At 44.7% G+C, this 15,113-nt stretch carries 12 protein-coding genes; 6 read left to right on the top strand and 6 right to left on the bottom strand.

Features of this window, described 5'->3' with window-relative positions:
• Window positions 1-2 precede the first annotated feature (2 nt).
• Window positions 3-1,364 carry an L-serine ammonia-lyase gene (locus AB4484_RS17995; protein ID WP_048609201.1) on the top strand — a complete coding sequence of 454 codons (1,362 nt, stop codon included), beginning with the start codon at window positions 3-5 and terminating at the stop codon, window positions 1,362-1,364.
• A 154-nt stretch (window positions 1,365-1,518) separates the two neighbouring features.
• On the opposite strand, the gene AB4484_RS17990 is transcribed toward AB4484_RS17995, so the two are convergent.
• Window positions 1,519-2,661, bottom strand: coding sequence for an amino acid permease (locus AB4484_RS17990; protein ID WP_017060419.1), 1,143 nt, complete (start codon window positions 2,659-2,661; stop codon window positions 1,519-1,521).
• Between the two features lie 81 nt (window positions 2,662-2,742).
• A complete protein-coding gene (locus tag AB4484_RS17985) occupies window positions 2,743-2,940 on the bottom strand; it encodes a hypothetical protein (RefSeq protein WP_372079584.1) in 198 nt (65 codons plus the stop codon).
• A 565-nt stretch (window positions 2,941-3,505) separates the two neighbouring features.
• Here AB4484_RS17985 and AB4484_RS17980 point away from each other — a divergent pair.
• Window positions 3,506-5,128, top strand: coding sequence for a methyl-accepting chemotaxis protein (locus tag AB4484_RS17980; protein ID WP_372079582.1), 1,623 nt, complete (start codon window positions 3,506-3,508; stop codon window positions 5,126-5,128).
• 97 nt (window positions 5,129-5,225) lie between these two features.
• Here AB4484_RS17980 and AB4484_RS17975 read toward each other — a convergent pair whose 3' ends face one another.
• Entirely contained in the window at window positions 5,226-6,716 is a 1,491-nt protein-coding gene (locus AB4484_RS17975) for a SulP family inorganic anion transporter (protein ID WP_050634570.1), read from the bottom strand.
• Window positions 6,717-7,274: 558 nt separating this feature from the next.
• On the opposite strand from AB4484_RS17975, the gene asnS reads away from it, so the two are divergent.
• Entirely contained in the window at window positions 7,275-8,675 is a 1,401-nt protein-coding gene (gene asnS, locus AB4484_RS17970; RefSeq protein WP_017060416.1) for an asparagine--tRNA ligase, read from the top strand.
• 135 nt (window positions 8,676-8,810) lie between these two features.
• Here asnS and AB4484_RS17965 read toward each other — a convergent pair whose 3' ends face one another.
• Together AB4484_RS17965 and AB4484_RS17960 are read right to left on the bottom strand one after the other, a co-directional pair.
• A complete protein-coding gene (locus tag AB4484_RS17965; protein ID WP_004734707.1) occupies window positions 8,811-9,017 on the bottom strand; it encodes a hypothetical protein in 207 nt (68 codons plus the stop codon).
• A gap of 127 nt (window positions 9,018-9,144) precedes the next feature.
• Window positions 9,145-10,548, bottom strand: a complete 1,404-nt coding sequence (locus tag AB4484_RS17960) for a PLP-dependent aminotransferase family protein (RefSeq protein WP_372079581.1) — start codon at window positions 10,546-10,548, stop codon at window positions 9,145-9,147.
• Window positions 10,549-10,766: 218 nt separating this feature from the next.
• Between AB4484_RS17960 and AB4484_RS17955 the strand changes: the two genes are divergently transcribed.
• The 3 genes from AB4484_RS17955 to AB4484_RS17945 all read left to right on the top strand — a co-directional run bounded on the left by AB4484_RS17955 (window position 10,767) and on the right by AB4484_RS17945 (window position 14,251).
• A complete protein-coding gene (locus AB4484_RS17955) occupies window positions 10,767-11,066 on the top strand; it encodes a hypothetical protein (protein ID WP_017060414.1) in 300 nt (99 codons plus the stop codon).
• Window positions 11,067-11,316: 250 nt separating this feature from the next.
• Complete coding sequence (locus tag AB4484_RS17950) at window positions 11,317-12,858, top strand: HD-GYP domain-containing protein (protein ID WP_372079579.1); 1,542 nt, start codon at window positions 11,317-11,319, stop codon at window positions 12,856-12,858.
• A 202-nt stretch (window positions 12,859-13,060) separates the two neighbouring features.
• Window positions 13,061-14,251: an amino acid aminotransferase gene (locus AB4484_RS17945; protein WP_050650150.1), complete on the top strand. Its 1,191-nt coding sequence runs from the start codon at window positions 13,061-13,063 to the stop codon at window positions 14,249-14,251.
• Window positions 14,252-14,353: 102 nt separating this feature from the next.
• Here AB4484_RS17945 and AB4484_RS17940 read toward each other — a convergent pair whose 3' ends face one another.
• Complete coding sequence (locus AB4484_RS17940; protein ID WP_372079577.1) at window positions 14,354-14,995, bottom strand: outer membrane beta-barrel protein; 642 nt, start codon at window positions 14,993-14,995, stop codon at window positions 14,354-14,356.
• Window positions 14,996-15,113: the final 118 nt, after the last annotated feature.

Below are 15,113 nucleotides of genomic sequence, written 5' to 3'. Positions count from 1 at the left end.
CTATGATTAGTGTATTTGATATCTATAAAATCGGTGTTGGTCCATCGAGCTCACACACAGTTGGACCAATGAAAGCGGGTAAAGAATTTATTGATGACCTACGTTCAATGGGAAAATTGCGCGACATCACTAAAATCACCGTGGACGTATATGGATCACTATCACTGACAGGGAAAGGTCACCACACAGATATCGCAATCATCATGGGTCTTGCTGGCAATACTCCTGAGCGTGTTGATATCGATTCTATTGCTGGCTTCATTGCTCGCGTAGAAGAAACTGAGCGCCTTCCTGTTGGCATGCACTGTCATACAGTATCGTTCCCACGCGATGGCGGTATGAACTTCCACACTAGCAACCTTTCTCTACACGAGAACGGCATGAGCATTCATGCATGGGTTGGTGACGAAGTTGCATACTCAAAAACGTACTACTCAATTGGTGGCGGTTTCATCGTTGACGAAGAGAACTTCGGCAAAGAAGAAGAAAACCCAATCAAAGCACCTTACGAATTCACAACAGCTGAAGAGCTGGTTAATCAGTGTAAAGAAAGCGGTCTTTCTATCAGTACACTGGTTATGAAAAACCAAGCAGCATTCCACTCAGACGAAGAGTCTCGCACTTACTTCGCTAACATCTGGAAAACGATGCGTGAGTGTATGGATCGCGGTATGAATACTGAAGGTATCCTGCCTGGTCCACTGCGTGTGCCTCGTCGTGCAGCAGCACTTCGCCAACAGCTAATTACTTCAGAAAAAACAACCAATGATCCAATGACGGTTGTTGACTGGGTAAACATGTTTGCTTTCGCAGTAAATGAAGAAAACGCAGCTGGCGGTCGTGTAGTAACGGCACCAACAAACGGCGCATGTGGCATCATCCCTGCTGTATTGGCTTACTACGATAAGTTCATCCAAACAGTGACAGAGAAAGATTACATCCGTTACTTCGCTGCTTCTGGCGCGATCGGTGGTCTTTACAAGCGTAATGCTTCTATCTCTGGTGCTGAAGTTGGCTGTCAGGGTGAAGTTGGTGTGGCATGTTCTATGGCTGCGGCTGGTCTTGCTGAGCTTATGGGTGGTAGCCCTGAGCAAGTATGTATGGCTGCAGAAATCGGCATGGAGCACAACCTAGGTCTAACGTGTGACCCAGTTGCTGGCCAAGTACAAGTACCATGTATCGAGCGTAACGGTATTGCTGCAGTTAAAGCAATCAACTCGACTCGTATGGCACTTCGTCGTTCTTCTGCTCCTACTGTTTCTCTAGATAAAGTTATCGAAACAATGCTAGAAACAGGCAAAGACATGAACGCTAAATACCGTGAGACTTCTCAAGGTGGTTTGGCTGTTAAGGTTGTTTGTTAATTAGCATTAGTTTGCTAATAGCCTCTAACACAGCTTGCTTGGTAACGAGCAAATAATAAAAAAGGAACGCCGATGCGTTCCTTTTTTTGTATCTGAATTCCGGCCACTTATATCTAAGATGCTCGATTTACATCTTAGATAATGGACCAAAGAACTAGATCACTTGTGAGATAAGCAGGAAACAACCAAACAGCAGTGAGAACAACATCATTGCGCTGCCACCTTCTGCTCGGTATCGGTCATCAGCAACTTTCATGAAACGCTGTTTGTGGACCATAACCAGAGGAACAAACACCGCTAGGAATACCAAGATGATGCCTGCGTAATTCAGCACTTGTAGGAACTTGTCTGCAGCAAGCAATGAACCCGCCAACGGTAAGATAAAGCTAATGCAGTACGTTACCGCTGTATTTTGGTTGAACATGTCTTTGTTCTGGTTGAACAACGCCATCGCCACACCAAAGAAAGAGGTCAACAACGCCAAGCCAGTGAAGGTAGACAGAACGTTACCCACCCAAGGAGACTGAGCCTCAAACGCCGCCATCAAATCTGATACGTTCTCAAAGCTTCTGAATTGCTCTTCACTCAAGTTACCCACTACCGCAAACAACCAACACAAGTAACACACTAATGGGATCAGAGAACCGATAATCACCATGTTACGCAACTGTTTGTCTGTCGCTTCGTGGTTGTAAGAAACCAAGGTTGGAATCACCACCATAAAGCCAAAGCTCGTAAACAGGATGGCACTGGTTTTGATTAGATCAACGTGGTCATGGCTGGTTACCTGCATCAAGTTTTCTTGAGTCATGCTCGGCGCCAAGAAAGCCATGGTTGCAAACAAACTAGCAAGCATCACGAAGAACAATGCTCGATTGAGCTTATCAATCACACCAGTACCACTTGCGACTACTGCGCCAGCAAGCAAGGTAAACACGGTTTGGCTGGTAGTCGCGGTAATTTCGACGCCAAAGTTAGACAGTAACTTACTCAGCAAGTCACCTGCGCCCAGAATGTAAGCCATTAATAGGCAGATCAACAACGCGTATAGCAAGCCGTTGGTAAGCAACTGACCTTGTTTACCCAAGGTTTTTCGGGCAATAGAGTTTAATCCTAGACCGCCACCCGCTTTGATGGTCGCTTCTAGAAGTAGTAATGCTGCGTAAGTCGTACCGAAACAGATCAGTACCATAAGCAGTGTGCCGTAAAGCAATCCGAATTGAGCTAATACCATTGGGATCGCAAGCATACCAGCACCGAGAGCGGTACCAGCGATAATTAGGGAGCTACCCATCATTTTAATATTCATTGTTTTTAACTTATTTGTTTAGTTTTTATAGATGTGAGTCTTCGTTCATCGAGCGGATGACAAAGGAGTTCAGATAGAAATAAAGTTATAAAACGAATAACAATAGGAGCGATAAGCGGTAAAGAAGCGTGCAGAGACGTTGTCGAACAGGGCGTTCAAAGGAGAGCTTGTCTTAAGAAAGGTAAAACGAGAAGCGTGAGTAAGCGTTAACTGATGTGGTGAACCTTCCGTAGGTTCAATAATCGGCGATGTAATCTTGAATTTCATGTATGTGTCCAATAAGTCACATTCCATAGTATTTGAAGCAGCGTATCCGTTGCTGCCCTACCTCTATCATAGAGGTCTTTTCATCTTATCGAATGAGCCTCGAAACACAATGCTATAACCACAATTTTTGCTATTAAATTGAACAAAACAGCCGTTTGGATATAAATTAACCACTAAGCCATCTAAAATAATAGTCTTTATTGATAAAAGACAAGCTGACAAATACATCGAGCTAATCAACAACCAAGGCTTTTCTAACTATCAGCAGACTCACAGCCCGTTGCTGCACTTCAATAACAGCGCTCTATTCCCAAAACAGCAGTCTGTTTCAATAAAAGCTGTATTTTTCACAACACGATGTTTTAAGAACCACACTATGTTTTGAGAACAGTGACGAGCTTGAAGCGCGTTCCATTTCAACATCAGACACAACACAAACTCGCTACATCACAGAAACATAACCACAACCGGAGTGTGGTCACACAATTCGTTATACCCCATAGGTGGTAGGAATTCTTACTAGTACAGTATTTGCGTCATTATAATTAATAAAAACAAACACCTTATGCGCTCAACAATCACCTTTAAAATCCTAGTGGCCCTCGCCATCGTGTTCACTTTTTTACTGGCAATATCGACCTATTTCCAATATTCGCAACAAAAGCAACTTGTAAACTCAGTGTTAAGTGAGCAGCTTCACGACAAAGCAAGTAACTACTTCGATAGCCTCAATATGATGATGCTCACCGGCACCATGGCACAAAAAGAGACCCTTCGTCAGAAAGCACTGGCTCAAGCAGGCATTGAAGACGTTCGTGTTTTACGCGCCGACGCTGTCAGCGAGTTATATGGCCCAGGTAATGACAACCAAACACCGGTTGACGATATTGATAAACGAGCGCTAGCGGGCGAAACCGTTATCGAACCTTTTTCTGCTGATTGGGGCAAAGGCTTGGTTATTGCTCTGCCAATGAAGTCGAGTGAAGATTACCGAGGAACCAATTGTGTCGCCTGTCATATGGCACCAGAAGGTGAAGTCTTGGGTGCAATTCGCCTCGAATATAACCTCAACCATGTTAACTCGCTGATCAACACTCAAACCATGGCTGCTATTGGCATTATGGCGGTGATATCGTTTGCCGGATTCGTGCTTACGATGGGATTAATTCGTAAGATTATCGTACGCCCGCTGCAACAGACCTCTCGCTTTATGACCCAAGTCAGCAACGATAAAAACCTATCCACTCGCCTGCCGGAACAAAGCAAGGATGAGATTGGCACGCTGGCTAACTCCATCAACTCGTTCATGGGAACCGTATCTGACAGCTTAGAAAAGGTACAAAGCACCTCGCACAAGTTGAATGCCTCGGCTAACCAATTGACTAGCGTCGCGCAAATTACCGAGCAAGCTGCCAGCGACCAGCAAAGTGAAACCGCTGAAGTGCAACACAATGTCGAAGGGATACAGGCACAGCAAGTCAATGTAGAACAAGCGACTTTAACGGCTTCAGAGCTTATCAACCACACCGCCGATGTGGCGTGTAAGAGTGCCAACCAAGCACACGACGCAAGCAGTGAGATAAAAAACCTCGTTAGCAGCATAGAAGAAGTGAAACACAAAATACTGACACTCAATGAGCAAACCGGAGAGGTCTCTTCAATATTGAGTGTGATTCGTGGCATTGCCGACCAAACCAATCTTCTGGCCTTGAATGCAGCAATTGAAGCGGCACGTGCGGGAGAACAAGGGCGTGGGTTTGCGGTAGTGGCTGATGAAGTTCGCCATCTTGCATCGCGAACCGCAGAAGCAACAGGCAGCATTGAGTCAATCATTCATCAATTCCAGCAAGGCAGTGAAGAGTCGCTAACTTCTGCCGATCGCGTTTGCGAACAAGCCCATCAAAGCTCAACCGATATCGACGCACTTTCAATTGAAATGAATGGTGTGGTCGAAGAGATGAAACAAGTCTTGGCTCACGCACAGAATATTCAGCAGCAAACACAATCCACCACACAAGCGACTCAAGATGTTCAACAAAAGGTTGAAACCATCACCTCTCACGCCAACAACACATCGCAATCTGCGGCTGAAACTCGCAACATCAGCAATGACTTAGAAGAACTGTCTGATCACCTTGAGTCACTGATTAATCAGTTTACTTTGTCGAGTACAAAGAAGAAGTCATAAATCGTCTACAACAAAAAAGCGCTCAACAATGAGCGCTTTATCTTCATAACAATGTCTAGTTCAGGCTTTCAGGCTTTAAAAGCACCTTAAACCAAGATTAGTGCGTAATAGAAACCGCGGTTAAGTCTTTATGCTTGTGATACATCGCGTGTTTGACTATCAGGTTCGCACTCACGCTATCCATTCCTGACACTTCAACGTAAGCCCCTTTTTTACGGAACTTGAACACAACCTTATCAAGCGCCTCGACCGAGGTATTATCTAAGAATGACGCATCCGATATATCGATCGTCACTAAAGAGGTCGCGTTGTCATAATCAAATAGGTCGACAAACGCATCTGACGAAGCAAAGAAGACATGGCCTTTTACTCGGTGAATGGTGTGCATTTCGTTGGTCACGACTTCATCGGATATAAACACCATGGATTTGCTGGCATGTGCATAAAACAGAGCCGACAGCACCACGCCAACCGCAACACCTATCGCTAAGTTATGAGTAAACACCACCACCGCCACGGTTGCTAGCATGGTTACATTGGTTGGCAGTGTGTGGTCTTTTAGCTCAACAATAGAACGCCATGAGAATGTGCCAATTGAAACCATGATCATCACAGACACTAAAGCGGCCATCGGTATCAGCTTCAACCAATCAGAAACAAACACCACCATTAACAACAAAACCACTCCAGCGATCATGCTGGATAATCGGGTTAAGCCACCTGATTTGATGTTAATGATCGACTGACCGATCATCGCACACCCCGCCATACCACCAAATAGTGAGGCCACGATGTTCGCTACTCCCTGCCCTTTACACTCATTGTTTTTATTGCTTTCAGTATCTGTCAGATCATCGACTATGGTCGCCGTCATCAATGATTCCAATAAACCAACCAGAGACAGAGCAATCGAATATGGAAGGATGGTTGCAAGCGTATCAAACGTGAATGGAATATTAGGGATCAAAAACACAGGCAGTGAATCGGGAAGTTTGCCCATATCGCCAATCGTTCTCACATCTAAGCCGAACAGCAAACTAATGATTGTCAGAGTAACAATCGCGACCAGTGGAGAAGGTATTGCGCGACCAAACTTGGGAAAATAAGGAAGCAGATAAATGATCGCCAAACCCAAAACGACTAACACGTAAACGCTTGAAGGAACGTTGATTAATTCAGGAAGTTGGGCCATGAAAATTAGAATGGCGAGCGCGTTAACAAACCCAGTAATCACCGATTTGGAAACGAAATTCATCAGATTACCAAGCTTTAGGTATCCAGCCGCGATTTGAATGACGCCAGCTAGAAATGAAGCGGCGAGTAGATATTCTAATCCGTGCTCTCTCACTAAGGTGACCATTAATAACGCCATAGCACCTGTTGCACCGGAAATCATTCCCGGACGACTGCCAACCAAAGCAGTGACGACACAAATACAGAACGAGGCATAGAGCCCTACTTTAGGGTCAACGCCTGCAATAATTGAAAATGCGATGGCTTCAGGGATCAATGCGAGTGCAACCACAATCCCAGATAATGAATCTCCTTTAACGTTTGATAACCAGTGTTTTTTTAAATAATTAAGCATGTAATTCTCTTTTACTTGTACAGCCAGTCCTGCCTTGTTGAGACATAATTTGATCGACTGTTTTTCTTGAATGAGCGAGCGCTCGAAAAGTGCGGGTGTAGAGAGAATGCAGGGGCTAAGGCGGCGTAATTAACACGTAGATATTAAACTCCTCTTGTTGCTTTATCGGGGAAATAAGAAGGTGATCAAGTCGAAAATGACTGAATCCGCGCCAATATAGAGTGAGTATCAACACAATCACACTCCCATTATTGAAAACAAAGGTTTCGATTACGTCTTGCTCGTTCAACAGCTCACATAGGTTGAAAGGTAAGACAGACGCTAAGATCGAACAAAAAACACACCCTCAAACCTATTTATCGTCAGTAGACACAATATTTCTTTCACCAAGCAAGAATAAAGGTTGAAGCTGTCGGTATGACAGGTAATATGTTCAATCGATTTAAAAAGTTTATACAACTTGATGTTTCGGCTAATTATTGTGCAAATGTATGTTTATTTGCAGCAATGCCAGAGACTTTGAGTTGAATTTGTCCCTCAATGGAGAATGAAATCAACATGACTTACGCGCCTGTAACAGACGTACTTGGCGGCAAGCTAGCGGTAGACAGTGAAGTAACTGTTCGCGGCTGGATCCGTTCACGTCGTGATTCCAAAGCTGGAATCTCTTTCCTTGCCATTTATGACGGCTCTTGTTTCGACCCGATTCAGGCCGTGGTTCCTAATAATCTTAATAATTACGAAAACGAAGTATTAAAGCTAACGACTGGCTGCTCTGTTGAAGTAACGGGTAAGATTGTTGAGTCTCCTGCGAAAGGTCAAGACTTCGAACTAGCAGCAACTGACGTTAAAGTTGTAGGCTGGGTTGAAGACGCTGACACTTACCCAATGGCTAAGACACGTCACTCTATCGAATACCTTCGTGAAGTTGCTCACCTACGTCCACGTACAAACGTGATTGGCGCAGTAGCACGTGTACGTAACTGTCTATCTCAAGCGATTCACCGTTTCTACCACGAGCAAGGCTTCTTCTGGACTTCTGCTCCGCTTATTACTGCATCTGATGCAGAAGGCGCTGGTGAAATGTTCCGTGTTTCTACGCTAGACATGGAAAACCTACCACGCACTGAAAAAGGCGACGTAGACTTCAACGAAGATTTCTTCGGTAAAGAGACGTTCCTAACAGTATCTGGCCAACTTAATGCTGAAGCTTATGCTTGTGCACTAAGCAAGGTTTACACGTTCGGTCCTACGTTCCGTGCTGAAAACTCAAACACAAGCCGCCACCTAGCTGAGTTCTGGATGGTAGAGCCTGAAGTTGCGTTTGCAGACCTTAACGATGTAGCGAAACTGGCTGAAGACATGCTTAAGTACGTTTTCGCTGCTGTTCTTGAAGAGCGCCGCGACGACCTTGAGTTCTTCGCTTCTCGCATCGACAAGCAAGCAATTACTCGTCTAGAACAATTCGTTGACGCTGACTTCGCACAAGTTGACTACACTGACGCAATCCAAATCCTACTAGACTCTGGTAAGAAATTTGAGTTTGACGTTGAGTGGGGCATCGACATGTCTTCTGAGCATGAGCGTTACCTAGCTGAAGAACACTTTAAAGCTCCTGTTATCGTTAAGAACTACCCGAAAGACATCAAAGCTTTCTACATGCGCTTAAACGACGACGGCAAAACAGTTGCAGCAATGGACGTACTTGCACCAGGCATCGGTGAAATCATCGGTGGTGCACAACGTGAAGAGCGTCTAGACATTCTAGACGAGCGTATGATTGCTATGGGTATCGACCCTGAGCACATGAGCTGGTACCGCGACCTACGTAAATACGGCACAGTGCCACACGCTGGTTTCGGTCTTGGTTTCGAGCGTCTAGTATCTTACGTAACAGGTATGGGCAACGTTCGTGACGTGATTCCATTCCCACGTACACCACGCTCTGCAAACTTCTAATTCGAAACCTATTCGATATTAAAAGTTAAGAACAAATAAAAACCTCCGCACTTGCGGAGGTTTTTTTATGTTCGGAATAAAACGAGACGACGGCTGTTTCTGCGTACTACCATCTAGACTCATTATTTCAATAAGCTAATCCACATCTTGGTCGATAGCGTATTTTATTGCGAGACCGCAGATTGCCATCATAACGAATGGGATCGCGGCAGTGGTGTATTCCGCCCACGCCATATCAGCGAATGCTTTTGCCAGCAGTACGTGGCCGAGAATAAGCAGAAGCGCACACACAATCGCGACAATAATCAGCTTAACTTCATTTCCCATAGTCATTTTCAACATAACGGTATCTCCAATATTTGGTCTACCGTTATTGAATCACAACTCTCTGGTCAATTAGGCGTACAGTTACCCCACAAACAACCCGTACAGTTGGAATGATTGTCTTTTTTATGAGGGACTTAAGGTTTTACGAGTGCGTAAGTTGATGTGCCAGTTTGCCAAGCCAGATGAGAGCCTGTTCTTTCTCTTCTGTCAGTTCATAAGAGAAGTTCAATCGTATCGCGTTATCTACGCTGCCCTGCTCACTGAAAAGATCACCAGATGCGACACTAATACCTTGCTCGATAGCCAGTTGATGAAACTGTTGGCTGTCGAATTTTTCAGAGAAACGAATCCATATCAAGTAGCCACCAGCCGGTTCTTCAATCTCTATTGAATGCGGAAAGTACTGCTTAATGGCATCGATAAATCGCTCTTTCCTGACGACAAGGTTTTTACGCAGTTTACGAAGGTGATTGTCGTAGCTTTCATGTGTTAAAAAATGGGCGACACCAAGTTGAACAGGAGCGCTGCTCGATAACGTAGAAAGAAGCTGTAACTTTTGAATCGCATCGTTAAAACGCGTGTTCACAACCCACCCTACTCGATAACCCGGACATAGGCTTTTTGAATACGACCCACAAAGCAAGACGGAATCGGTCTTATCGAAGGCCTTTAGTGGCTTCGGCTTATGCCCTTCGTAATAAAGATCACCATACACGTCATCTTCAATAATGTAGGTTTCGTGTTGTTCTGCGATCTCTACCACACGGCGCTTCGCCTCTTCCGACAAGCTGGTTCCCGTTGGGTTTTGAAAAGTCGTCATCAGCCAACACGCTTTTACATCTTGGTTTTGTAGCGCGTTTTCAAACTGCTCTATATTCAGTCCATTGATTGGGCAAACATCCACTTCAATAGGGTTCAGCCCAAGCCTCTCGACAGCCTGCAGAGCACCATAGAATGCGGGAGACTCAATCACGACGTTATCACCCGACTTGGTGACCGTTTGCAGGCTCAAGTTGAGCGCCTCCATAGCACCCGACGTAATCACGATGTCTTGATGATTAACCGTAATCCCTTGCTGCAGATAACGCTGTGCGATTTGCCTTCTCAAGGACTCACTGCCCGGTGGTAAGTTATTTATCACACTCGCGCCAGTCATCTTCCTACCCGCGCTGGCAAGGTTTCGAGTCAAGGTAGGTAACGGGAACAGGTCGGGATCGGGGAATGCAGAGCCGAAAGGAATCACACCTTCGGCTGAACTCGACTTCAAGAAATCAAATAAGCGGTCATTAATGGCTTTCTTTTCACTAACGAGTGGCTGTGCGTAATCAACGCCGTCCAGCCTTGGCGCTACAAAGTAGCCCGACTGAGGTTTAGCGATGATCCACCCTTCGCTTTCTAGCAACTGGTAGGCTTGTAACACAGTACTATTGCTGACGTTGTAATTTCGACAACTCATGCGTACCGAAGGGATCTTCTCTCCGGATCGCCACGTATTGTTGGCTATCTGAGTTCGAATATCCTTTGCAAGCTCTTCATAACGCGCCATCTAATTGTACTACCTAGAGAAATTCTGTGAGCCGGTGATTTTATCACTTACGCCAGCAACTATTGCTGCTATCCATATGATCGCACCTAATTTCCACAATAGTGTGAATTAGTTCACAGATAACTTTGTAAGCTTTGCTAAGTTTGTATCCAAGGTAGGAGCTAAGTTGGCTTTCTACCTCAATAATTTGATGTAACCCAAAAACATGCGAGATAACAATGAAAAAAATAGAAGCAGACCAATTAAGTTATAAAGGAGAGTCAAACGGTGTTCACAGTTGGACAACACCGAGCGGCCAGCCATATTACTGGCACCCAGATTGGCTCCATATTGCTGAAGATGCGACAGGCTCACATCCAAAGCAAAAGATCGATGTCGAACAAGACCAAGCACCAACGGAAAAACACGCGGTGTCTGCTATTCTGAAACACATCAACCAATGGGCTGCAGACAAACTAGCATCTCACCCTGAGATTGAAACCGGCTCAATCGAAGCTGAAATCAATCTCAAAAAGTAACGGGTTAAAGTAGATAGCGAACTCAATCACTCGCGATTCCAACCCAGTACACAGACTGAATAGCCTCGAACCTCGACCGAGGCTATTCAAGTATCTTCATAAAAATGCTGCAATAACCCCCACCTAGCTAACAAATCTCTAACACAAACCAGTTTCTTGTATCAATCCACGAAAGCTATCGATAGAATTTCCGGTCTTATTCACGTCAGTTATGCTAATCATTCGTAATTCTAAAGTCGTGAATCAATGAATGCGTGAATCTAATAAGAATGAGAACAAAGGCTTATCGATGGATACTTCAAATTACAATCAATCGCTAACGACTAAGTTATACGTCATTGCTGGCGTGCTGTTTGGCACCTATGGCAGTCGGGTGTGTCCTATGCTCGAGAGCTTAACGACGTTAGAGATTTTCACACAGGTCAGTATTGTGTTTGTCTTATTATGGCTCTCGCGTCGTTACCTATTGGCGCAACATACCTTGGTCAAGCAAGGCCGATTCGCGCAACTCGATACCCTGCTATTTTTTGCTGCAAGTGTGCCTTTCGCGCTCTACTACAACTTAAGTTATGAATTCACCATAGATAGTAATTTGAAGGTGCTGTTTGGCATGAGCCTATTTGGCTTCTTTACAGGGACCATTCTTCAATTGAACGCCAAGCTCAGCCAAATGGATAAAATGGAGACGACTGGTCAATTTGATTTCCAACTGGTTGGTGAAAGGAGTTCGCTGGTTAAACAAATGATTGGTTTGGTTATCGTGCTTCTGGTAACACTGACGACTATGTTGACGATGATTGCCGTTAAAGACATCTTCTGGCTAGAACACAACCCTGACCGCTTATTGGATGGCACCGGCAAGATCAGCGTGATCAAAGAGTTCATTTATTTGGCTGTGGTACTGGGTGGCTACGCGATAACCATCATGACGCTTTGGAGCAAGCTAATTAAGCGCATTCTCTTAAGCCAAGAGCACGCATTAAACAAAGTCACCAATGGCGAGCAAGGCGTTCGCTTACCCATTTTCGGTTACAACGAGCTTGGCTCAATGGCATCTATGACCAATACCATGCTTGATAGCCTTGAAACCGCGCAAAACGAAGTCAAAACCACACGTGACGTGGCCATTGTGAGCTTATCGGCATTGGCTGAATCTCGAGACAATGAAACGGGCGCACATATCCTAAGAACTCAAGAGTACGTCAAAGTACTCGCTCAAGAGCTCAGCAAATCAGAAACCCACTCAAGCTTGTTAACACCAAACTACATCGAGTTGCTTTACAAATCTGCGCCTTTACACGACGTGGGCAAAGTCGGTGTGCCTGATAGCGTACTATTGAAGCCGGGTAAATTGACGGACGAAGAGTTTGAGATAATGAAAGGTCACCCCGCGATTGGGGCTGAGGCGTTATCTATTGCAGAAAAGCAGTTGGGAAGTAGCTCTTTCTTAAGAGTCGCAAAAGAGATATCTCTGACTCACCACGAGAAATGGAATGGCAGTGGTTATCCTAATCAGTTGTCTGGTGAAGATATCCCGTTATCTGGCCGTTTAATGGCATTAGCTGATGTTTATGATGCGCTCATCTCGAAGCGAGTCTACAAGCCAGCCTTTACTCATGAACAAGCTAAACAGATCATCTTAGAGGGCAATGGGACGCATTTTGATCCGCAAGTCGTCCAAGCTTTTCTAGCGGTTGAACAAGCGTTTGTTTCAATTGCCGCGACCTACAAAGATGGCAAAAATATCGCCAGCGAACTCGAGCGCGAAAGCTTTATTGCTCAACCAGCGTAATCTATTCAAAAACCACTAACTTCTTGCACCCTATAGGTTAATCCGTAGGGTGTTTTGTTATCAAATACCCTCTTTAGTCAATAAATCTGATTGAAATGGATTTTTTTTAGCCTTTCTGTTCACTTCGTATTGTCTTAAAAATTCCATACAGGTATAACTACCCATAGATACTATCCCCTCTCAATTGACATGGATGAAGATTATGTTTGAAAAAGTGTTAGCTGCTCCCGCCGATCCTATCCTCGGCCTTACTGAAGAGTTTAAAAAAGACTCTCGTGCAGAGAAAATCAACCTTGGTGTTGGCATCTACAAAAATGAAGATGGTCAAACGCCTGTACTTAAAACAGTAAAGAAAGCAGAAGCTGCACTTCTTGAAAACGAAAAAACCAAATCTTACCTAACGATTGAAGGTACGGCTGAATACGGTCTAGCGGTTCAGAAACTTCTTTTCGGTGCAGACGCAGAGATCGTTGCATCTCAACGCGCTAAAACAGCACAAGCTCCAGGTGGTACAGGTGCACTTCGCGTAGCGGGTGAATTCATCAAGCGCCAACTGGGCGACGTAAAAATCTGGATCAGTAACCCGACTTGGGCGAACCACAACGGCGTTTTCGCTGCTGCGGGTATCGAAACTGCTCAATACAGCTACTACAACGCCGAAACTAAAGACAAAGACTTCGCTGGCATGGTTGCTGACCTAGAGAAAGCTTCTGAAGGCGATATCGTTCTTCTTCACGGCTGCTGTCACAACCCAACAGGTATCGACCCAACAACTGAAGAGTGGGAAGTTCTAGCTAAACTGGTTGCTGAGAAGAAACTACTTCCTCTATTCGATTTTGCTTACCAAGGTTTTGCAAAAGGCGTTGAAGAAGATGCTGCTGGCCTACGTATTTTTGCTCAATACAACAAAGAGATCCTTGTTGCTAGCTCGTTCTCTAAGAACTTCGGCTTGTACAACGAGCGTGTTGGCGCATTCACTCTGGTTGCAGAATCAGCAGACGTAGCAACAACAGCATTCTCTCAAGTTAAGAGCATTATCCGCTCTATCTACTCTAACCCACCAGCACACGGCAGTGCTGTCGTTACTCACATCCTTGGTGATGCTGACCTACGTGCTGAATGGGAAGCAGAAGTAGCAGAAATGCGTGACCGTATCCAAGAGATGCGTGAACTATTCGTAACAACACTGAAATCTGAAGGTGTTGATGCAGACTTCACATTCATCGAACGTCAAAACGGCATGTTCTCTTTCTCTGGTCTAAGCAAAGAGCAAGTAACTCGCCTAAAAGACGAATTCGCAATCTACATTGTTGGTTCTGGCCGTATCAGTGTTGCTGGTATGACTAAGTCAAACATGGGTCCTCTATGTAAAGGTATCGCTGCGGTTCTTTAATCGTAAAGTGAAACCTGCACTTGCAGACCAATAGATATGCAAAAGCCAGCAATTAAGCTGGCTTTTTTGTGTCTCGACTTTCAGGTTTAGATGCTTTGTAAGTTAATACTCTAAGAAAAACTCCACGCCCAACTCATTGGTTCGTTCGCTACGAATTTTACCTTCACCATCTCGATGTTGGTATGACCCACCAATCGCAAACTTGTTGGTCACTAGATAGCGTAAACCTAAGTGATAAATTTCTTCATCAAACAGGTCACTTCGATTCACTTGCACACTCCCGTTAGCTATCCAACGTTTCGCAAAGCCATAGTTAAGCTCAGCTTTTACCCCTTGGATGAACTCAGTGTCTGAAGATTCAGTTCGGTTAGTGTCATTATCTTCAACCTTACCTTTAGTAATACCAAGCAGGTAGTAAGCCACTATATCTAAATCTTTCTTAATGCTGTAACGGTAACCAACACCTGGCATCAGCGTATCAATTCGAGTTGTGGTGTCATCAGGGTGAATAAAGCGTGCGCTGTAGTCTCCCAGCAACAACCAATCATCCGTCATCGCGTAACTGACGCCTAATCCATACGACGAGGCATTGTTATTACTGCCTGCATCTTCATTTAAACTGCCCGAATGCGCCGTGGCATAAATATGGTCGTAATCCAAAATATCCACCGCGTTAGTGTCAGCCCACAAACTTGGAGAAAACACAAAAACCGCAGATACAAAACTAAGCTTCCACTTCGACATTCCTATCATCCTTAAACTGTCACTCCATTAATTGAAAGGTTAGTCTATCCATAAGACTTTAAAAAGGTTTTAGCTCACAGATTGATTTGTGACGGCAAAATATTATCAAATGTTGTAC

This window comes from Vibrio sp. 10N.261.46.A3, assembly GCF_041472995.1.
Classification (GTDB): Bacteria; Pseudomonadota; Gammaproteobacteria; order Enterobacterales; family Vibrionaceae; genus Vibrio; species Vibrio coralliirubri.
This window is presented reverse-complemented; position numbering and strand designations above follow the sequence as displayed.